Here is a 19,818-nt window from a genome sequence, read left to right as displayed (position 1 = left end):
ATGCCGGGTCGGGCGCCGGCCGCGACCCGTCGGCAGACAGCGTGGGGCCCTCCAGCTGACAATGCAGGCGACAGTGGCAGCGGTTCGCTGCGAGAATGCGCCGGTGACCGAACCTGTTTCGCTACCGAGCACTGATCCCGCACTCAACGGAGGGGGACGGACGCAGCCGAGCCGGATGAGTGAGAAGTTCCCGGGCAATGACGCGGCCGCGCTGCGTCGGTTGGTCGCCGACGCCCAGGTCGCCCATGTGTCCTTCGCGCTGCAGGAGCAGCCGATGGTGCTCCCGATCGCCGTGGCGATGGACGATGACGGTCAGCTGCTGCTGCACGGTTCGACCGGGTCACGCTGGCTGCGCGTGCTCGGCGAAGGCATCCCCGCCGCGATGGCCCTCACCAGCATTGACGCGCTCGTTGTTGCGCGCTCTGCGTTCGAGTCCTCGATGCATTACCGCAGCGCCGTGCTCTTCGGCCACTGTGTGCCCATCGAGGAAGCAGCCAAGACTCGTGCGCTCGACGTTCTGACCGAAGCCCTCATCCCGGGACGCACGAGTGAGGTGCGCCGCCCCCGGTCCAAGGAGCTTGCCGCGACGCTCGTGCTGCGGTTCGCGGCGGAGGAGTGGAGCCTCAAGGTCAGCGACGGCTGGCCCGAGGATCCTGAAGACGACGTGGCTGGGCCCGCCTGGGCCGGGGTGCTCCCGCGGACTCCCCGCTACCAGGAGGCCATTGCCGCCCCCGACCTCCGTCCAGGCATCGGCCTGCCCTCGTCCGTCGCGGCCCTGTTGAGCTGACGAGCAGCAGTCCGCCCGAGAAGAAGCGTTCGAGCCGTCAGGCTTTGGCCGCGAGTTGCCCGCAGGCTCCGTCGATCTCGCGACCGCGGGTGTCGCGAACGGTGACCGACACTCCGTGAGCCGCGATCCGCGCCACGAACTCTTCCTCGACGTGCTTGGGTGAGGCATCCCATTTCGACCCTGGAGTCGGGTTCAGCGGGATGAGGTTGACGTGCGCCAGGCGGCCGGACAGCAGCTGCCCCAGCAGGTCCCCACGCCAGGCCTGATCGTTGATGTTGCGGATCATGGCGTACTCGATCGAGTACCGGCGCCCGGTTCGCGACGCGTAGGCGTCGGCGGCCTCCAACACCTCGCGCACCTTCCAGCGGGTGTTGACCGGCACCAGGGTGTCACGCAGTTCGTCGTCCGGCGCGTGCAGCGAAACGGCTAGGGTCACGTTCAGGCCCTCGTCGGCAAGCCGGTTCACGGCCGGGACGAGACCCACGGTGGAAACCGTGATCGAGCGCTGGGACAGGCCGAGCCCGGACGGCGACGGGTCGATGAGCCGGTGCAGGGACGCGGCGACGCGGTTGTAGTTGGCCAGCGGTTCACCCATGCCCATGAACACCACGTTCGACAGCCGGACCGGACCGCCGGGCAATTCACCGGCGGCGGCGACCCGAGCCGCCGCGACCGCCTGCTCGACGATCTCGGCTGTCGACAGGTTGCGGTTCAGGCCGCCCTGCCCGGTGGCACAGAAGGGGCAGGCCATACCGCAGCCGGCCTGGCTGGAGACGCAGACCGTGAGCCGGTCCCGGTAGCGCATCAACACGCTCTCGACGAGCGTGCCGTCGTGCAGTTTCCACAGGGTCTTGCGGGTGGTTCCGCGATCGGTCTCGACGTGGCGGACTTCGGTGAGCAGCGGAGGGAACAGCGCCTTGCCGAGCAGTTCCCGCGCGGCGGCGGGCAGATCGGTCATCTGGTCCGGATCGTTGACGAGCCGGCCGTAGTACTGGCGGGCCAGCTGATCGGCCCGGAAGGGCTTCTCCCCCAGTTCGACGACCGCCTGTCGACGCTGTTCGGGCGATAAGTCGGCGAAGTGTCGCGGCGGAAGACCGCGGCGGGGGGCATCGAACACCAGAGGCAATGAAGTCATAACCCGACCATTGTCCCACGCACGCAGCCGCGAACCCGCCGCCGGAGACAGCGTCTCAGTGCGGAACGAAGGCCGCGAGTAACAGGTACGCGACGGGCGCGCAGGGAAGCAGGGAGTCGAGCCGGTCCATGATCCCGCCGTGACCAGGAAGCAGCTTGCCCATGTCCTTCAGGCCCAGGTCCCGCTTGATCATCGACTCGCCGAGATCGCCCAGGGTCGCCGTAACGGCGATCGCCAGCCCGAAGATGACACCCTTCCACCACTCGTGATGAAAACAGAAGACCATGAGCAGGGACCCCGAAATCGAGCTTCCCACCAGCGAGCCGGCGAAGCCCTCCCAGGACTTCTTGGGCGAGACGGTCGGCGCCATCGGATGCTTGCCGAACAACACACCAGCCGCGTACCCCCCGGTGTCGGAGCACACCACCGCCAGGATGAACATGACGATCCGCGCGGCCCCGTCGTCGGGATGGACCATGAGGGCGGCAAAGCCGGCCAGGAATGGTACGTACAAGGCGATGAACACGCCGGAGGCGACATCGGGCAGGTAGCCCGCGGCCCCGTCGGCCAGGCGCCACACGACGACCCCGAGCACGGTGAGCAACAGCGCACCGACCAGGCCGTCCGGTCCGCGGAACCACGCGGCCGCGTCCATCGCGACACCGCCTACGACCAGCGGGACCAACGGCGGCCGGGCCTCGACGGTGGAGATGGCCTGCACCATCTCGTACACGCCGATCGCGGCAGCGATGACGAGGATGACCGCGAAGCTCGGTCGGTAGAGAAATACCGACGCCAACACCAGGGCGCCCAAACCCGCGCCGACCCCGATGGCGGCGGGCAGATTGCGTCCGGCACGCGAGGTGCGCACGGCGACCGGAAGGTCCTCGATCAGCGGGACCGGCGAGGCGACGACCGCGAGGTGGCGCGTCATGCTCGGTTCGTCCGTGGCGGCCTCGACCCGTTCCGCGAGCGCCTCAGCCTGCTCGGCGGCACGCCGAGCCGACCGGGACGGACGGCTGGCCGCGGCCGGATCGGCGGCGCGCGCTCTGGCGATGATCTCGGCGGCGGACATACCCGATCCACCGTGGCGCCCGGTAGCGGCCGGTTCAGGGTCGCCGAGGTCGTCTGGCTCGCCGGGGGCGTCGGGGTCCTCGGAAGCGTCGTGGTGCTCGGGGTCCTCGGGGGCGTCGGGGTCCTCGGGGGTGTCGACCATCAGACTTCGAGCAGCTCTGCTTCTTTGGTCTTGACCGACTCGTCGACTTGAGCCACGTAGCGGTCGGTCGCCTTCTGCAGGTCGGCTTCGGCCCGACGCGCGTCGTCCTCGCCCACCTCGCCGTCCTTGACCAGCTTGTTGAACGTCTCGTTGGCATGCCTGCGCACAGACCTGATCGACACCTTCGCGTCCTCGCCGCGGCTGCGTGCCAACTTCACGAAGTCGCGACGCCGTTCCTCGGTCAGTTGCGGGAAGACGACCCGGATCAGGTTGCCGTCGTTGGTGGGGTTCACGCCAAGGTCACTGTCGCGGATCGCCTTCTCCAGCGCACCGAGCTGGGAGGCGTCGTAGGGCTTGATGACGGCCATCCTGGCCTCGGGAATGCTGACCGATGCCAACTGCGACAGGGGGGTCATCGCACCGTAGTAGTCGATCGCGATGCGGTTGAACGCGCTTGCCGAGGCGCGGCCCGTGCGCAGACCGCCGAGATCGTTGTGGAGAACGCTCACAGCCTTCTCCATCTTCTCCTCGGCTTCGAAGAGCGTTTCCTCGATCACGTCAATCTCCTTGTCGGGCAGCGGGTACAGGTGGGACAACCGGCTCAGCCGGTGGCCGAGACCACGGTGCCGATCTTCTCACCACGAACGACTCGCGCGATGTTGCCATCCGCAAGATCGAACACGATGATCGGCATCGCGTTGTCTCGGCAGAGGCTGAAAGCTGTCGCGTCGGCGACCTTCAGCCCGCGGCGCAGCACATCGTCATAGGAGATGCGGTCGAATTTCACCGCATTCGGGTTGAACTTGGGGTCGGAGTCGTAGACGCCGTCGACGCCGCTCTTGCCCATCAACAAGACCTGGCACCCGATCTCCAGGGCCCGCTGCGCGGCTGTCGTATCGGTGGAGAAGTACGGCAGGCCCGCGCCGGCTCCGAAGATGACCGCACGGCCCTTCTCCAGGTGACGCTCGGCGCGGCGAGGGATGTAGGGCTCGGCGATCTGGCCCATCGTGATCGCCGTCTGCACTCGGGTGGGAACACCGGCCTTCTCGAGGAAGTCCTGAAGGGCCAGGCAGTTCATGACCGTGCCCAGCATGCCCATGTAGTCGGCGCGGTCGCGGTCCATGCCCCGCTGGGACAGTTCCTCGCCGCGGAAGAAATTGCCGCCGCCGACCACGACGGCGACCTGGGTGCCGTTGCGGTGCACTTCGGCGATCTGACGGGCGATCGACTGGACGACCTCTGGGTCGACGCCGACCCTGCCGCCGCCGAAAACCTCACCCGAGAGCTTGAGCAGGACACGCCGGTAAGCCGGCGGCGCCGCACGTTCGGACCCGTCGGTCGAGAAAGGGGCCATCTGGCCGGCCCCGGAGGGTGATTCGGTCATGATGGCCCCTTTTCGATGTGCTGTGCCCGTCCGAGCTGATCCTGCCCTACTGTGCTGACCGATCGGTCATCGGCTGGCGTCCGCGGCTGAGGACTCGCTCAGGTCAAGCTGGCTCAGGCAGCGCCGACCTCGAAGCGGGCGAACCCGGTCAGGCTCACACCGGCTTCGTCCAGCAGCGCCTTGACGGTCTTCTTCGAGTCGTGCACGGAGGACTGCTCGATCAGCACGTTCTCCTTGAAGAAGCCGTTGACTCGGCCCTCGACGATGCGGCTGATCGCGGCTTCGGGCTTGCCTTCGTTGCGGGCGATCTCCTCGGCGATGCGCTTCTCGTTCTCGACCGTGTCGGCCGGGACGTCCTCGCGAGTGAGGTAGGACGCCTTGAGCGCCGCTACCTGCATCGCCGCGCTACGGGCGGCCTCGACGTCGTCGCCGGTGAACGAGACCAGCACACCGACCTGAGCCGGCAGATCGGCTGACTTCTTGTGCAGGTAGGTGGCGATCTTGCCTTCGAGCTTGACCGCTCGGCGCAGCTCGATCTTCTCGCCGATCAGGGCGTTGAGCGCGTCGATGTTCTTGGCCACGGTCTCGCCGTCGGCGAGCGTCTCGGCGAGCAAGGACTCGACGTCGCTGACGTCGGACTTCACGAAATGCGCGACGATGTCACCGGCCAGAGCCTGGAACTGCTCGTTCTTGGCCACGAAGTCGGTCTCGCAGGCGAGCTCGATCATCGCGTTCTCGGCGGCGGCGACGAGACCGTTGCTGGTCTCACGCTCGGCCCCACGCTTGGCGGCCTTGCCCGCACCCTTGATGCGCAACTCCTCGACGGCCTTGTCGAAATCGCCGTCGGCGGCCTCGAGTGCCTTCTTGGCATCCATCATCCCCGCGCCAGTGGCGTCGCGGAGCTTCTTCACGTCTGCGGCGGTAATCGCCATGTCAGTTCAATCCCCTTTGAGATGTGTGCTGGCGCGCACGGGACCGCGTCGTGCCAGCGGTATTGGTGGCCAGGCCGCGCCCCGTACGGGACGGCTCGGCCGGAAATCGGCGGACGGAATCGCCAGGCGTCAGGAGGCGTCGGCGGCGGGCTGCTCGGCCTCGACCTTGGCGTCGGCCGCGTCAGCAGCCTCGGCGACGGCCTCGGCCGGTGCGACCTCGGCTGCCGGGGGGACCTCGGCGACCGTCTCGGCACCGCTGACCTCACCGGCAACCTCGGTCGGCTGCAGGAGTTCCTTCTCCCAGTCCGCGAGCGGCTCGTCGGTACCCAGCTGGCCGGGCTCCGGCTTCTCGTCGCGACCGGCGTTGGCGGCGGCGCCGGCTCGGGCCATCAGGCCCTCGGCAACGGCGTCGGCGATCACGCGGGTGAGCAGGGCGGCGCTGCGGATTGCATCGTCGTTACCCGGGATCTTGTAGTCGACCTCGTCGGGATCGCAGTTGGTGTCGAGGATCGCGATGACGGGGATGTTCAGCTTGTGGGCCTCACCGACCGCGATGTGCTCCTTCTTCGTGTCGACGATCCATACCGCGCTGGGCGTCTTCGACATCTCACGGATGCCGCCGAGGGTCCGCTCGAGCTTGATCTTCTCGCGGGTCAGGATGAGCTGCTCCTTCTTCGTCGCAGTCCCCTCCCAGCCGTTGGCCTCCATGGCTTCGAGCTCCTTCAGACGCTGAAGCCGCTTGTAGACGGTCGAGAAGTTGGTGAGCATGCCGCCGAGCCAGCGCTGGTTGACGTAGGGCATACCCACGCGGGTGGCCTGCTCGGCGATGGCCTCTTGGGCCTGCTTCTTGGTACCGATGAACATGACGCTGCCGCCGTGGGCGACCGTTTCCTTGACGAACTCGTACGCGCGGTCGATGTAGGTCAGCGTCTGCTGCAGATCGATGATGTAGATGCCGTTGCGCTCGGTGAAGATGAACCGCTTCATCTTCGGGTTCCAGCGCCGGGTCTGGTGTCCGAAGTGCACACCGGAGTCGAGCAGGTTCTTCATAGTGACGACGGCCATCGGGCACGTCCTCCTTGCGTTCGTGCGGTGGGCCGCCGACACATGCCGGTGAACCAAACCGCGGTTCGGTTGTCGTGATCTGGCCGGAGGCCGATCACCCTGGCGCCCGGCTGACACCGCCACGACCGACCGCAGGGGCCGGACCGAAAGTGGCTGCTGCTCACCGCGACGGGTGAGTGGGCACGCGAAGTCACCTCGCCGGAGCGAGGTGCTGGCCAATCATAGCCCCGCCGCGGCTGGCGTAGCTAATTGCGCCCGTGAGCCGAGTGTGCGGTGGGCTCGACCCTTGGTGGGGTAGCTCAGCGTTGCTGCGGTCGCTCAGCGTTGCTGCGGTCGCTCAGCGTTGCTGCGGTCGCTCAGCGTTGCTGGGAGATAGTCCGCGAGCGGGTGCTCCCGGCCGCCGCGGGTGGACGGATCGCCACCGCTGCGCTAGCCGCCTTCCCTACCGGCGACGGCGGCAGCCTCGGTTCGACTCCGCACGCCGAGCTTGGCCAGGATGTTGGAGACGTGCACGCTGACGGTCTTTTCGCTTATGTAGAGCTGTCGGGCAATCTGTCGATTCGTTCGGCCGGACTGGAGCACGGTCAACACCTCCCGTTCCCGGTCGGTCAACGCCGCCAGCCCGGTGTGAGGCAGGCCCTGCCGGTTGTCCGGCGCGGGGCGCGAGTGCGGTCCGGAGCCCGCTCGCGACGCGGGACGAGGTTCAAGGGCTTCCAGCTCGCTCAGCAAGGGTGTAGCTCTCAAACGAACGGCAACGCTCGAGGCCGCCACCAGGGCTTCCTGCGCCTGCGCAGTTCGTCCGGCCGCCCGGGCCACGGCAGCGAATCGCGCCTGGCAGCGGGCGCGTTCGTAGGGGAGGCCGGCGAACTGCTCGATCGCGGCCAGCCAGAGATTGAGATGTTCGGCTTCGGCGGGCGGGTCAACTGCGGTGAGCCAGCGCAACCGGGCCCACTCGGCTTCGAGTCGGGTGAGCCACGCATTGGCCTCCGGGCCCGGATGGCGGTCAGAGGTCCACCCCGGAGCTGCAGCGTCGACGCCGGCCCGATGCAGGCCGCGGCCCCGCTCAAGCAGAGCGTCGCGCTCGGACTCGGTGGCGGTCGTTGCGGCCGTGCCCAAGGCTCCCAAGCCAACTGTGGCGAGGCGAATATTGGCCATGAAGTGGGGCTGCTGCCAGATATCGGCGATAACTGCCAGCAGTTCGTCGTAGGCCTGCAACGCCCTGCTCGGCTCCCCGCTCTGGGCATGCAGCTCCATCACCTGGCCGAGACCCCAGATCGCGATGACACCGTCCTGGCGCCAACGCCGGCGCAACGCCGGCAGATCGGTGATCAGGCCACGATCGCCCCGGGCCGCCCGCACAGCAAAGCCGGCAGCAGTCAGCTTCACCGCAGCGAACTGCGGTGGACGTTCGCCGCTGGTGTCGACGACTCGCTCCGCCTCGTCCCACTCCCCCAGCATGAACAGGGTCAGGGCCAGATGACAGCGGGCATCGATCCCCCAGGCCGCCCACGGACGCCCGGTTTCGACGGCGCGTTCCCAGCAGCGTCGGTAATCACGCTCGGCGGCCGGGAGGTCGCCGCGGCCCAGCTGCAGGACACCGAGCTGGAAGCGCACCCGCAACTCCGATCCCAGCTCGCCGGCCTGCTGGGCCTGATCCGCGATTCGCTGCAATTCGTCGGCCGCGCGATCGGGATCGCCCGCGCGACGATCGAGAATCGCCAGCGTGGCTCGGGCATCGGCGGCCAGGTCGGGCCGTTGTAAGCGTTCGGCGACGAGAAGGCATTCCTCGGCCCAGCGCGCGGACTCGTCGTCCCGGCCGAGTTGCGACAGGGTCCGCGCCCGCAACGCCGCAAGCCGGGCGCGCAGTTCGGTGGCCGGCTCGAGCGGCACCAGCTTCAACGCCTCGGCGGTGGCGGAAAGCGCGTCCAACTCGCCTTCGACCAGCGCGGCCTGGGTACCGACGGCCATCAGAACCCGAGCGCGTTGCTCGGCCAGGGCGGTCTGCGGCAGCCGAAGGAGAGCCTCGTCGGCCAGACCACGCGCTCGGCTGAGGTGGCCCGCGGCGGAGGCAGCCTCGACGGCCCGCAGGCTGAGTTCGGTGAGATCCAAGCCGGGATCGTCAGCGTCCCAGCCCTCAGCGCCACGGGCGGCGGGAAGAAGCTCCAGCGCGGTTTCGAACTGGCGCATCCCCTCATCCGGCGCCGCGACCCGCATCGCCTCCTCGCCTGCCTGGATCCCGGCCCGAACGGCGGTCACGAGGTCATGCGATTCCCGGGCATGCCTGGCCAGTTCCGCCGCCGTCGCCGGGATGGCCGAATCAGCGAGGACCTCGGCGAAGCGGGCATGCAGCCGCACGCGCTCGCCTGGCAACAGGTCGTCGTAAATCGCCTCGGCGAGCAGTGCGTGGCGGAATCGATAGCGTTCGGCGCCCTGCGGTTGAAGCAGTTGGCCGTCGATGAGCTCCCGCAAGGCGAGGTCGAGGTGATCGGCCGCGAGACCGGACACCGCCGCAAGGGTGCGATGCCGAACCGAACGGCCGGCCACGGCCGCGGTGCGGGCGAGCTGTTTGGCCTCGTCGGAAACGCGTTCCAGCCGCAGCAGCAGCAATTCGGCCAGCGCGGTGGGAACCAGCGATTCCGAATCGAGGCCCTGGTCGAGGTCGAGTTCGCTGGCCAGCAACTCCTCCGTGAAGAAGGCATTGCCGTCAGCGCGCCGCAGGACACGCTGCAGCTGAGCGGCGGTCAGCGGCTCCGGGTGCAGCTGCTCGATCAGAAGTCGGGAGTCCGACTCGGTCAACGGTTCCAGCGTCAGACGGCGAACGCCCGCCCGACGGCTCCACTCGGCCACGGCCGCGCGCAGCGGATGACGCCGATGCAGATCGTCCGAGCGGTAAGAGATCACCAGAGCGATTCGCTCCGAGTCCAACCGCGCCAGCAGGAAGCCGAGCAGGTCACGACTGGATTGGTCGGCCCAATGTGCGTCTTCGACCACGAACAGTGTCGGACGAGCCTCCCCGATCAGCCCCAATGCGCCGAGCACAGACGCGAAGAGCTCAGCGCGGTCCATCGGCACCGATGAGGCCGCGGTGCTCGCTCCGATCACTCGATGTTGCGGGAGAAGCCTTTCGATGACGGGGTACTGGTCGCGAATGGCATCGAAGAGCTCGGGCTCGTGGCGAGCCAACCGGCCGAACGCCTCGGTGACGGGGAGGTACGGCAGCCCGACGTCACCGAAGTCCAGGCAGTGCCCGATGAGCGATGCGACACCGTTGTGGTCGGCGATTTCGACGACCTCAGCGAGCAGCCGGGTCTTACCGACCCCGGCATCGCCCGCCACGATCACCGCCGCCTTGTCGCCACGCGCCGCATCCTCGATCGCCCCGACCAGGACGGCAAGTTCGGCTGCGCGACCGACTAATGGCTGGGGCGGAACTGGCACGTCCTCATCCTGCACGCAAGGTATGACAACGTCGATGGGATTCCGTTGCGCGGCGAGCCGCGGCAGGCCGAGGTGCTGACGCGGTCCCGGTATGGCTGGTGGGACCATCAGGTCATCGGCCTGCCGCGATCCTGCGCCTTCCGTTGGTAAGGGTGCCTGGTACCGACGAACGGCTGGTGCGTTCGCGGGTCCGGGTCTCAGGACCGGTTCCCCCGGCGTAACCGCGGCAAATGGTGCGAACGGTGGGCGGACTGGGTTCGGCCGCCGATTTCCTCGACCAGACCGCGGCTGGCTCCGGCTCGGTACGATTGCGCGATTCGTTCGCGCCGATAGGCGATCTCGGTGTTGACGTCCATCGTCGGGTACATCTCTGCTCCTTGCTCGCCGGAGTCCCCGGCGAATTCGTTGCTGTTGTTGGTGATATCGACGATGCGCTTCTGAGGTGCCCGCGAGCATCGGGAGATCTCCCTAGTCCGGCGGGCACGGTGCCCTATTTCTGATGCGTACGCGGCACGGACGTCCCTAGGACGACCGCACGGACCACTGGCCAACAAGTGCGGGCACCCAGGCGGCCACACCTCAGCGCGCTGAACTGGGGCAGTCCCGGCATCGGCAGGTTGTCCACAACCGGGCCCGCAGTCCACAGAACCCAGTTGCCCGACCTGGACAGGCACCATCGCAGGCAGGCTCATCGCGTGAACCGACCATCCCTCGTCCCCGCCTGCCAGACAGACCCTCCGGCGCCCTTCCGGCGGCTCCGAGCGCGGATCCACGCGTGGGGCCGGAGACGAAGGTCAGGCCTCGGTCTTTTCCGCGTTTCGGGCGCTGTCTCGACGGTCGCATCGGTCATCGTCGGAGCGGTCTTGGTTGGAGCGGTCATGGCCGTTGCGGTGATCTGCGGGCAACCGGCCAGAGCCGCAGCGTGGCCGCTGACCAGCTCACACGGCGTCGCGGCGGCCCGACGCGACTCGCCCCGGCTCGGATATCGGGCCCCACTCGCCCGGGTAGCGGTGCGCAATCCCTTCGCCGCGCCGATCACCCGCTACGGACCCGGGCACCGGGGCGTTGATCTGTACGCGGGGAGCGGGGAGACGGTGCGTGCGGCCGGGGCAGGAACGGTCCGTTTCGCGGGATCGGTTGCGGGACGGGGCGTGGTGGTCATCGCGCATGCTGACGGCCTGAGTACTGAGTACGAGCCGCTGACACCGACAGTAGCCGCGGGCAAGGCGGTCGCGGCCGGGGACCCGATCGGCACCGTGCACGGACGGCATCCGCCCTGTGGACGCGACTGGTGCTTACATTGGGGCGCACGCGCAGGCGGGATCTACCTGGATCCCCTGAGCTTGCTGGCGCCGCTTGGACCTATTCGACTGCTGCCCTGGCAAGGCCCTCCAGTCCGATGACCGCTCAGCGCTATCGCGCGGTCAGCTCGGGCGGTCGAGCGCGCGGGCGGTCAGGCGCGCGGGTGAGCCCGGTCGAACCCGGTGCGCAGACGTTCGACGGACACATGCGTGTAGATCTGGGTGGTGGCCAGACTGGCATGACCGAGCAGTTCCTGCACGGCCCGCAGGTCGGCACCTCCGTCGAGCAAATGGGTTGCCGCCGAGTGCCGCAGCCCGTGAGGCGATACGCCTTCGGAGGTGGCGGTCGCGGTCCGTCGGCGAACGACCTCGCGAGCAGCCCGCTGGTCCAGGCGACGGCCGCGAGGTCCGAGCAGCAGGGCCGAGTGTGAGTCCTCGTTCGCCCATAGCGGTCGGCCATGATCGAGCCACGCTTGCAGGCCGTCGTCGGCGGGCAACCCGAACGGCACCGTGCGCTGTTTGTCACCCTTGCCCACCACGGTCACGACGCGGCGATGCCGATCGATGTCCGCGAGGTCCAGTCCGACCAGCTCGGCCACCCGGATGCCGGTTCCGTAGAGCAGTTCGAGAATCAGCCTGTCCCGCAGCTGTAGCGGCTCCGCGCCGTCGGCTCGCTCGATGGCGATGGCCGCCTCGGCGGAACTCAGGACCGCCGGGATCGTTCTATGTGGCCGCGGGCTCGCGAGCAACTCGGCGACGTCGGAGGCCAGCAGTCCACGTCCGTAGGCCCAGGCCGAAAACGTCCGGGCTGCTGCCGCGCGTCGGGCGATCGTGCTGCGCGCCGCGCCGGCCGAGTGCATGCCGGCCAGCCATGAGCGCAACGCCGCGAGGCTCAGGTCGCGTGGGTCGCGGTGACCGCTGTCCGCCAGCGCGGACAGCAACAGGGTCAGGTCGCCCAGGTAGGCCGAGACGGTGTGCTCGGACCGGTTGCGTTCGAGCCTGAGATGCCGCTCGAACCCGTCCAACGCCTGGCCAAGGGCATCGGGAAGTTCGGCGCGCATGAACCCCAGATCGGGACGAGAAGTGGGCGCCATGGCCTGACCCTGCGGCAGGGCCGCCGACAAATCAACTCGCCACGCCTGCCCGCAGCCGATACCGCATGGGCCACCAGCGGCTCGATCGACAGAACGCATTGGGCGCCCTTGGACCCGCGAGGCAGTCGAGGCCGGCCTCCCACGAGACACCCGCTCATCCATCCGATCCTCGATCGGCCTGTGGGACAAGGCGAAACCCGGTCGAGGTCTGGAGCACCAACCCACAATCGGTCAGAGCCCTGAGACCGGCGGCAACGAACATCATGGGCACGCCACTGAGGTAGGACAGCTCGGCCTCGGTCACCACGTCAGTGGGCGGGAACCCCTCCAGCAGGTCGATCTCGACCTCCCCGAGAGCGCCCCGACGATCCGACTGACCGAGTGCTGCCCCGCCCGCTTCGCCACGGCGCACACCGATTGCACCCGTCGCGCCAAAACGGCCACTCTCGCCGGTCAACGCCGATGAATCCGGCCGCTCGGGCTGGGACGCATTCATGGACCCGCAGCTTCTGACGACATCGTCCACCGAGATGACGACGCCGGCAGGATGTTCCTCCCGCGCGAGCAACTCATGGCAGCCCGTCGACATCGTCGAGGTGATCGGACCAGGCACGGCCAGCACCCGGCGGCCGAGGGTACGGGCATGCCGCGCCGTATTGAGCGCGCCGGACCTGCGAGCCGCCTCGACCACGACCGTCACCGTGCCCAGGGCGGCGATGAGGCGGTTGCGGCTGAGGAAGCGCTGCCGGAACGGCGCGCTACCGGGAGGGCGTTCACTCACCAAGACCCCGAGCTCGGCGGTCCGGTCGTAGAGTGCCGCATTTCCCGAGGGGTAAGGACGATCCAGTCCCGCCGCCGAAACGAGCACCGACGGACCCTCGGCGGCCAGTACGCCGCGATGCGCAGCCGCATCGATTCCGAACGCGCCGCCGGACACGACCGTGATGTCCCGCCGCCCGAGGGCGTAGGCCAACTCGGCGGCCACCTGATTGCCGTAGGCCGTCGACGCCCTCGAACCCACGATTGCGGCGGAATGGAGCCCCGCCGTCTGCAAGTCGCCAGCACCCTTGAGCCATAGAGCCAGCGGCGGCACGCAGGCAAAACGCTGTTCCTCGGTTGCGGTCGAACTCGCCGCACGCCGTCGGCGGTAACGGTTGGTGGCACCGTGCAAGGCCGAGAAGGCGAAATGCGGCCAGGCGGGATCGTCGGCCGTGATAAGCCGAATCTCGTTGCGCGCCGCGGCGGCCAGGTCCACTTCCGGGTCGGCGTGTGCGCGCCGCGCGTCGGTGGCGCGAGCGACCGGCTCGGGGACGTCCCCACGGCGAATCAGTCGGGCCGCCTCGGCCAAGCCGTACTCGGTCACGAATTCGTAGACGGCCAAGTTCGCGGGCTCGGCAACGCGACTCAGATAGGCGGCGGCTACCAACAAGGTTTCATCCATCCAACTCGCCCCCACCGATAGCCGCCGCGCCGGCGGACCGATCGAAACGCCCGTCCACGCCGGCGCCGGGCAATCCGGTCCGAAGGCGAACAGCCTCGTCTACGTGATCAACAGTCGGGGTGGCTGCGCCGGCCAGATCAGCCAGCGTCCAGGACAGCTTCAGGACTCGGTCGAAGCCTCGCGCGCTGAGCCGGCCACACTCCAGTGCGAAGTCGAGGCTCGCCAACGCCCGGCGAGCAGGCCGCCACGGCCGCTCTCGCAGCAGCGAACCGGGCACCTCCGCATTGGTAGACCACCCCAGGGGCGCCCACCGGGCCGAGGACGCAGCGCGAGCGCCCCGCACCCGACGACCTACACACTCACTGCTCTCGCGTTGCTCGAACTCGTCCAGCAGGCTGGCCGGGGAAACGGGATTCATCGCGATACGCAAGTCGATGCGGTCGGTGAGCGGGCCGGACAAACGTTGGGCGTAGCGGCGTCGAGTGTCCGGGCGACAACGGCAGTCCACCGCGCGCACGGCGCCGCACGGACAGGGGTTGGTGGCGAGCACGAGTTGGAAGCGGGCTGGGTACTCCACCTGGCCCAGGCTGCGATGCAACACGATGCGCCCCGATTCCAAGGGCTGGCGAAGCGAATCGAGCACACTGGGGGCGAATTCGGCGGCCTCGTCGAGAACGAGCACACCCCGATGCGCCAACGTCGCCGCTCCCGGTCGGGCCACGCCTGACCCGCCGCCGACCAGCGCCGCCATCGAGGCGGTGTGATGCGGCGCCTGCAGCGGAGGGTGACGGAGCAAGCCCACATCCGCAGGTAGCGCGCCCGCGACCGAATGGATCGCCGTGACCTCGAGCGCCTCCTGCTCGGTGAGCGGGGGCAGGATTCCAGGCAACCGCGAGGCCAGCATGGTCTTACCGGCACCCGGCGCCCCCTCCATGAGCAGGTGATGGGCGCCGGCCGCCGCGATCTCCAGTGCTCGACGGGCCTCAGGCTGGCCCACCACATCAACCAGATCCGGCAGCGGAGCCTGAGACGGCACCGCTCGGGACGACGGCGCGGAAAGTGCCGGCCCTTCGCCGCGCAGCGCGAGCGCAATCTCGCGCAGCGACGCGGCGCCGGCGACCGCAACACCACCCACCACACCGGCCTCGGCGGCGTTGCTCACCGGCACCACGACCCGGGTTACTCCGGCGGCGCGGGCGGCAAGGACGGCGGGAAGGACACCGCGGACCGGACGCAGCCGACCGTCCAGGCCCAACTCGCCGAACCACGCCGTCTGAGCGACGGCGGCCCGTGGTACCTCACCCGCCGCCGCGAGAACAGCAAGCGCGAGGGCGAGGTCCAGACCGGACCCGCTCTTGCGAACGTCGGCGGGCAGTAGGGCGACCGTGATCCGCTGCGCCGGCCAGCCGAAACCGGAGTTCACCACCGCTGAGCGCACCCGGTCACGTGACTCCGACACCGCCACGTCGGGCAGTCCGGTGAAACTCAGGCCGGGGAGGCCGGCGGCGATGTCGACCTCGATCTCGATGACGACGCCGCGGACCCCCGTCAGCGCGACGGATCGTGTGCTTGCCAGCGGCATCAGAACGCCCCCCGCAGATGCCGGATGCGGGCCGGCCCAGGACCGCTCTTGAGGACGGTGACCACATCGAACCGGACCGATTCCCAGTGGCCGGGATGATCGGCCAGCCACTGCAGGCCGAGCGAGCGTAACCGAGCCGATTTGACCCGCCCCACCGCCTCGGACGGGTCCCCGTAGAGCACCGAGGAGCGCGTCTTGACCTCGCAGATCACAAGCGTGTCGCCTTCTCGGGCCACGATGTCGATCTCACCGCGTGGGCAGCGCCAGTTTCGTTCGAGGATTTCCAGTCCGGCGTCGGTCAGGCAGCGGGCCGCGACCCGCTCGCCGTAGCGGCCCAGGGCGTCTTTGAGCTTCATGCCTCACAGCGTGTCTCGCGACAGCGGCGGCCGAGCCCGGGACAGGGCTGCTGTGGACAACGAACAGGCCTGTGGACGAGGGCCTGGGTCAGACGCCGAAACCTTCCTTGCCCGACAGATCGAGATCAGGCTTGTCGAGCTCCTCGATGTTCACATCCTTGAACGTGACCACGCGAACGTTCTTGACGAACCTCGCCGGCCGGTACATGTCCCACACCCAGGCGTCGGCCATGGTGACCTCGAAGTAGACCTCGCCGTCGGCGTTGCGGGGCACCAATTGCACGTCGTTGGTGAGGTAGAAGCGGCGTTCGGTCTCCACGACGTAACTGAATTGGCCGACGATGTCCTTGTATTCGCGGTAAAGCTGCAGCTCCATCTCGGTCTCGTACTTCTCGAGATCCTCAGCGCTCATGGTCGTGCTCCGGGTTTCTGGTCGAGGTCGGCAGGCGAAGGGCGGAAGGGCGGCGCTCAGGCGCCCACGGCTTGATCCGGCCCCACCCGCCGGGCAAGCTCAGCCAGCTCGCGCTCGCTGAGCGGGTCGCCGTCAAGTCCGACCGCGTCGGCGATCTCGTCCATCAGCATCTGGTCATTGTCGCTCACCGCCGTGGCGGCGCGTAGGGCTCCCGGCAGATTCCACGAACGCCGGTGGATCTCGCTCGGTCCGTGCTCGGACAGCGCGGCAAGATGACGCGGCGAGGCGTAGGCCTTGTTCTCGTCGAATCCGTAATGCGGGTACTGCTCGGCCAGCGTGACGAGCATGCCGTCGCGTTCGGTCTTGGCCAGCACCGAGGCGGCCGCGATGGACGAACACTTCATGTCGCCCTTGATCAGGGTCCGTACGGGGACGCGGCACCGCCAGCGGCCGGGTTCGCCGATGTCCGGCCTCGGGTCGAACAGTGCCAGTTCGTCACGGGCGCTGAGGTAGTCGTGGTTACCGTCCAGCAGCACCCAGTCCGGTCGATGAGCCAGTTGGCTGACCGCCCGTTCGGCCGCCAGCCGCAGCGCTGCGATTATCCCGATCTGGTCGATCTCGGCCGCACTGGCGTGCCCGACCGCGCAATCCAGCGCCCAGCGGCGGATCCGGGGAACGAGGGCCTGTCGAGCCGCCGGGGTCAGCAACTTCGAATCGGCGACGCCATAGGGCGCGGGCTTGGTCTCGGCACTGAGCAGGACGACACCGACCGAGACGGGACCAGCCAGGGCTCCGCGCCCGACCTCGTCGATCGCGGCAAGCAGTCCCGCTCCGCAACGCCAGGCCTCGCGTTCGAGACGGAGCGTGGGCGGGGGCGGCGTCATTGCAGGCCCCGCATGATCGCCGGGAGGTTCGCCGGCTCGAAGCGGTCGCGGCCGGTGTCCAGGTCCTCGACCGAAAGCCATCGGTGCTCGAGCACGGTCTGCGCCTCCAGCGTGGTTCGGGCGGACGGATCGACCTCGGGCCGCTCAGCCACCCGCGCCAGGTAGAAGTTGTCGGTCTGATCGTAGGCAATGCCGCCCGTTGCCCACATCCGGCGTTCGACCGCGACCGGTTCGGGGTCTGCGACGGCCAGTCGAAATCCACATTCCTCCGACAGTTCACGCATCGCCGCGGCCAGGGCCGACTCACCCGGTTCACAGCCGCCGCCGGGGGCCGCCCATACGGTATCGATGAGGCCAGGCCCGCAACGGTGTCGCAGCAGGAGAACGTGGCCAGTGCGGTCGAGCACGAGCACGCGACCGGCCTGACGCACGGTCGGCGCAGGCCTGAGCCCAACCGCCTCGGCCACCCGGTCGGGCAGGGTGTCGGGCCGCAACACCTCGTTCGTGGCGGCGAGTTCGTCAACGCTCCACCACCGCTCGCCGAGGATCAGCTCCTCTTCCAGCTCGGTGCGGTGCACGACGCCCCCCTTCAACGGTTCAGCGGTCCGCACGACGTAGAAGTGGTTGGTCTGATCGATATCTCGTCCGGCGAGGTGGTACTGATAGCGGTCGACGAAATCAGCGGCTTTCTCATCCGGCAGGTCGACCTTCAGACCCAGCTCCTCCGCGAGTTCCCTGACCGCGGCCGCTGCCGGCGTCTCACCCGCGTGCAGTCCGCCGCCCGGGGTCAGCCAGTGCGATGTCACGGCGTTCAGGTCGGTTCGTTCGTGGACCAGAAGCACCCGGTCGGCGGCATCCAGCAGGACCACCCGACCGGCCACCCGATATTCAGCCACGGTGATCAGTCATGCTCGCGGGATACCGCAATCAGAGACGTCGGCGAAGCCGACGACTCATCAGCGCTGAACGCCGAACTCCGCGGCGTCGACGGGACGTCGATCGCGCGCCACGGCGCCGGACGACCATGCCGACACCCACCAGGGCGGCGGCCGCAACCGGCACCGGAGCCGTCGGGCCCGGCGCCAGCAAGGGGGCCGACAGCGCGCTGGTGAAGGTCGCCGGGGTGCCGAGGGTGCGCCAGCGCGATGGTGGCCAGGCGATGACGACGGCCTTGCCGATCACGTCACTCACCGCGACCGTGCTCTGGTTCGGATCGCAATGTGCGGTCCCCGCGTCGCCGCAGTGATAGCGGGAATCCGCAGAGTCGTCTCGGTGGTCGCCCATCACCCACAGCCGGCCACTCGGGACTGTCACAGGCCCGAAAGTGCGATTGTCGGCGGTCGCTCCGCCATCGGTCGTGGACACCGGGTTGGTCAGGTAGATGTAGGGCTCGTTGAGGCTGCGCCAGGGACCTGCGGCGCCGTGGTCGGAAACCTGAACGTTGCCCTTGCTGTCGCAGCACTTGACGGTCTGGCCACCGATTGCGATGACCCGCTTGACCAGGTCCTTCTCGCTGGGCGGCACCACACCGACGAGCTGCCCGAACCATTGCACGGCATGGACGACGGGGTTGCCAGACAGGGTCACTCCGCCGGCCTCGTTCCAGTCCACCGGCGCCCGGAACACCACGATGTCGCCGGGGTGTGGGTCGCGGACCTGATACACGGGCTTGAACACCAGGATCCGGTCACCCGAGCAACCACTGCACCCGTGCAACGTCTTCTCCATCGACTCTGACGGGATGTAGAAGGGCTGCATCACGAAGGTCTTGAGCACGATGGCGATGGCCACTGCGACGACGATCAGGATGGGCAATTCGAAGCGGGCGAGCAGGCTCCGTCGCTTGGGACGATCGGGGTCCGCCGCTGCTGCGGTCGCGGCCACTTCCTGCTCAGCCGCGGCGCTCTCGGCCGGCGCGGGGGCGGACTCTGCAACGGCGGGTTCGACGGGCTCTGCACCGGCCGATTCGGCCGGCTCGGTCGCGACGGGAGGGGCGGACACGGGCGCCTCAGAGACCGCAGGGGCCCCAGAGACTGCGGGCTCCTCAGCGACCGCAGCGGCGCCAGAGACTGCGGGCTCCTCAGAGACTGCGGCGCCATCAGAGACCGCAGGAGCCCCAAGACGGTCGGAGCTCGCCTCGGGACGGGCGGCGCTCAACTCGGGGCGCTCAGCCTTGGGATCGGAGCGGTCGGCATCAAGGCCGGATCGCTCCTCGGACCCCCAGAACCCGGACCGTCCACTTGAGTTCCTGGGCATCGGGTTCGGAGTACCTCGGAGGTTCGTCGAGCCGTCGCCGCAGCGCGACTTATCGCGAGACGGTCTCGCGCTTCTCCTTGATCTTGGCAGCCTTGCCACGAAGGTCGCGGAGGTAGTACAGCTTGGCGCGTCGGACGTCGCCCCGGGTCACGACCTCGATCTTGTCGATCACCGGCGTGTGAACGGGGAAGGTGCGCTCGACACCGACACCGAAGCTGATCTTGCGGACCGTGAACGTCTCCTGCAGGCCGCCGCCCGAGCGACGGATCACGACGCCCTGGAAGACCTGGACACGTGAGCGCGAGCCCTCGATGACCCGCACGTGCACCTTCAGCGTGTCTCCCGCACGGAACTCGGGGATGTCGCTACGAAGCGACTCGGCGTCCAGCGTCTGCAGCGTGCTGCTCATCTCGGCTCTGCTTCCTTCGTCTGACCGGCGCACACGGGGCACGCCAAATCGTCGTCATCGGTCTCGATTGTTCTCCAGCGGCCGAACCATCGGACGCCTCGTTGTGGGCATCGACGACCGCATGCG

General features: G+C 68.5%; 17 protein-coding genes and 1 pseudogene. 2 read left to right on the top strand and 16 right to left on the bottom strand.

Annotated features, from left to right (window positions below):
* Nucleotides 1-103: 103 nt before the first annotated feature.
* The gene (locus tag M6D93_RS08440; protein ID WP_249773913.1) at nucleotides 104-787 is read left to right on the top strand and encodes a pyridoxamine 5'-phosphate oxidase family protein; all 684 of its coding nucleotides are present in this window, start codon (nucleotides 104-106) and stop codon (nucleotides 785-787) included.
* 37 nt (nucleotides 788-824) lie between these two features.
* Here M6D93_RS08440 and rlmN read toward each other — a convergent pair whose 3' ends face one another.
* The 7 genes from rlmN to M6D93_RS19355 form a co-directional block, all read right to left on the bottom strand.
* Nucleotides 825-1,922 (bottom strand): dual-specificity RNA methyltransferase RlmN, encoded by a 1,098-nt coding sequence (rlmN, locus tag M6D93_RS08435; RefSeq protein ID WP_249773912.1) that lies wholly within the window; start codon nucleotides 1,920-1,922, stop codon nucleotides 825-827.
* A 55-nt stretch (nucleotides 1,923-1,977) separates the two neighbouring features.
* A complete protein-coding gene (locus M6D93_RS08430; protein ID WP_249773911.1) occupies nucleotides 1,978-3,138 on the bottom strand; it encodes a phosphatidate cytidylyltransferase in 1,161 nt (386 codons plus the stop codon).
* The gene (gene frr, locus M6D93_RS08425) at nucleotides 3,138-3,695 is read right to left on the bottom strand and encodes a ribosome recycling factor (protein WP_249773910.1); all 558 of its coding nucleotides are present in this window, start codon (nucleotides 3,693-3,695) and stop codon (nucleotides 3,138-3,140) included. The genes M6D93_RS08430 and frr overlap by 1 nt, the downstream gene beginning before the upstream one ends.
* A 44-nt stretch (nucleotides 3,696-3,739) precedes the next feature.
* Nucleotides 3,740-4,492, bottom strand: a complete 753-nt coding sequence (gene pyrH / locus M6D93_RS08420; RefSeq protein ID WP_347343582.1) for a UMP kinase — start codon at nucleotides 4,490-4,492, stop codon at nucleotides 3,740-3,742.
* A gap of 143 nt (nucleotides 4,493-4,635) precedes the next feature.
* Entirely contained in the window at nucleotides 4,636-5,454 is an 819-nt protein-coding gene (tsf, locus tag M6D93_RS08415; RefSeq protein WP_249773908.1) for a translation elongation factor Ts, read from the bottom strand.
* A 129-nt stretch (nucleotides 5,455-5,583) separates the two neighbouring features.
* On the bottom strand, nucleotides 5,584-6,519 hold the full coding sequence (gene rpsB / locus M6D93_RS08410) for a 30S ribosomal protein S2 (protein WP_249773907.1): 936 nt from the start codon (nucleotides 6,517-6,519) through the stop codon (nucleotides 5,584-5,586).
* 429 nt (nucleotides 6,520-6,948) lie between these two features.
* Entirely contained in the window at nucleotides 6,949-9,957 is a 3,009-nt protein-coding gene (locus M6D93_RS19355) for a helix-turn-helix transcriptional regulator (RefSeq protein ID WP_283818659.1), read from the bottom strand.
* Between the two features lie 878 nt (nucleotides 9,958-10,835).
* Here M6D93_RS19355 and M6D93_RS19515 point away from each other — a divergent pair.
* Complete coding sequence (locus M6D93_RS19515) at nucleotides 10,836-11,360, top strand: M23 family metallopeptidase (RefSeq protein ID WP_347343531.1); 525 nt, start codon at nucleotides 10,836-10,838, stop codon at nucleotides 11,358-11,360.
* A gap of 50 nt (nucleotides 11,361-11,410) precedes the next feature.
* Here M6D93_RS19515 and M6D93_RS08395 read toward each other — a convergent pair whose 3' ends face one another.
* From M6D93_RS08395 to rplS, 9 genes and pseudogenes are all read right to left on the bottom strand, one after another.
* Nucleotides 11,411-12,352, bottom strand: coding sequence for a tyrosine recombinase (locus tag M6D93_RS08395; protein WP_283818658.1), 942 nt, complete (start codon nucleotides 12,350-12,352; stop codon nucleotides 11,411-11,413).
* Nucleotides 12,353-12,506: 154 nt separating this feature from the next.
* Nucleotides 12,507-13,793 (bottom strand): DNA-processing protein DprA, encoded by a 1,287-nt coding sequence (gene dprA / locus M6D93_RS08390; RefSeq protein ID WP_249773906.1) that lies wholly within the window; start codon nucleotides 13,791-13,793, stop codon nucleotides 12,507-12,509.
* Nucleotides 13,786-15,375 carry a YifB family Mg chelatase-like AAA ATPase gene (locus M6D93_RS08385; RefSeq protein ID WP_249773905.1) on the bottom strand — a complete coding sequence of 530 codons (1,590 nt, stop codon included), beginning with the start codon at nucleotides 15,373-15,375 and terminating at the stop codon, nucleotides 13,786-13,788. Before M6D93_RS08385 ends, dprA begins: the two co-directional genes overlap by 8 nt.
* Entirely contained in the window at nucleotides 15,375-15,731 is a 357-nt protein-coding gene (locus tag M6D93_RS08380; RefSeq protein ID WP_249773904.1) for a YraN family protein, read from the bottom strand. The genes M6D93_RS08385 and M6D93_RS08380 overlap by 1 nt, the downstream gene beginning before the upstream one ends.
* 88 nt (nucleotides 15,732-15,819) lie before the next feature.
* Nucleotides 15,820-16,143, bottom strand: coding sequence for a DUF2469 domain-containing protein (locus tag M6D93_RS08375; protein WP_249773903.1), 324 nt, complete (start codon nucleotides 16,141-16,143; stop codon nucleotides 15,820-15,822).
* Nucleotides 16,144-16,199: 56 nt separating this feature from the next.
* Complete coding sequence (gene rnhB, locus M6D93_RS08370) at nucleotides 16,200-17,027, bottom strand: ribonuclease HII (RefSeq protein ID WP_249773902.1); 828 nt, start codon at nucleotides 17,025-17,027, stop codon at nucleotides 16,200-16,202.
* Nucleotides 17,024-17,923, bottom strand: a complete 900-nt coding sequence (locus M6D93_RS08365; protein ID WP_249773901.1) for an NUDIX hydrolase — start codon at nucleotides 17,921-17,923, stop codon at nucleotides 17,024-17,026. Before M6D93_RS08365 ends, rnhB begins: the two co-directional genes overlap by 4 nt.
* Before the next feature lie 226 nt (nucleotides 17,924-18,149).
* Nucleotides 18,150-19,028 (bottom strand): annotated as a pseudogene (gene lepB / locus M6D93_RS08360) (signal peptidase I); the annotation flags it as partial.
* A gap of 304 nt (nucleotides 19,029-19,332) precedes the next feature.
* Nucleotides 19,333-19,692 (bottom strand): 50S ribosomal protein L19, encoded by a 360-nt coding sequence (gene rplS / locus M6D93_RS08355; protein WP_249773899.1) that lies wholly within the window; start codon nucleotides 19,690-19,692, stop codon nucleotides 19,333-19,335.
* Nucleotides 19,693-19,818 lie beyond the last annotated feature (126 nt).

The sequence above is a fragment of the Jatrophihabitans telluris genome (assembly GCF_023516435.1).
Lineage (GTDB): Bacteria > Actinomycetota > Actinomycetes > Mycobacteriales > Jatrophihabitantaceae > Jatrophihabitans_A > Jatrophihabitans_A telluris.
The sequence above is the reverse complement of the archived record's forward strand: the minus strand, read 5'-3'. Positions and strand labels throughout refer to the sequence as shown.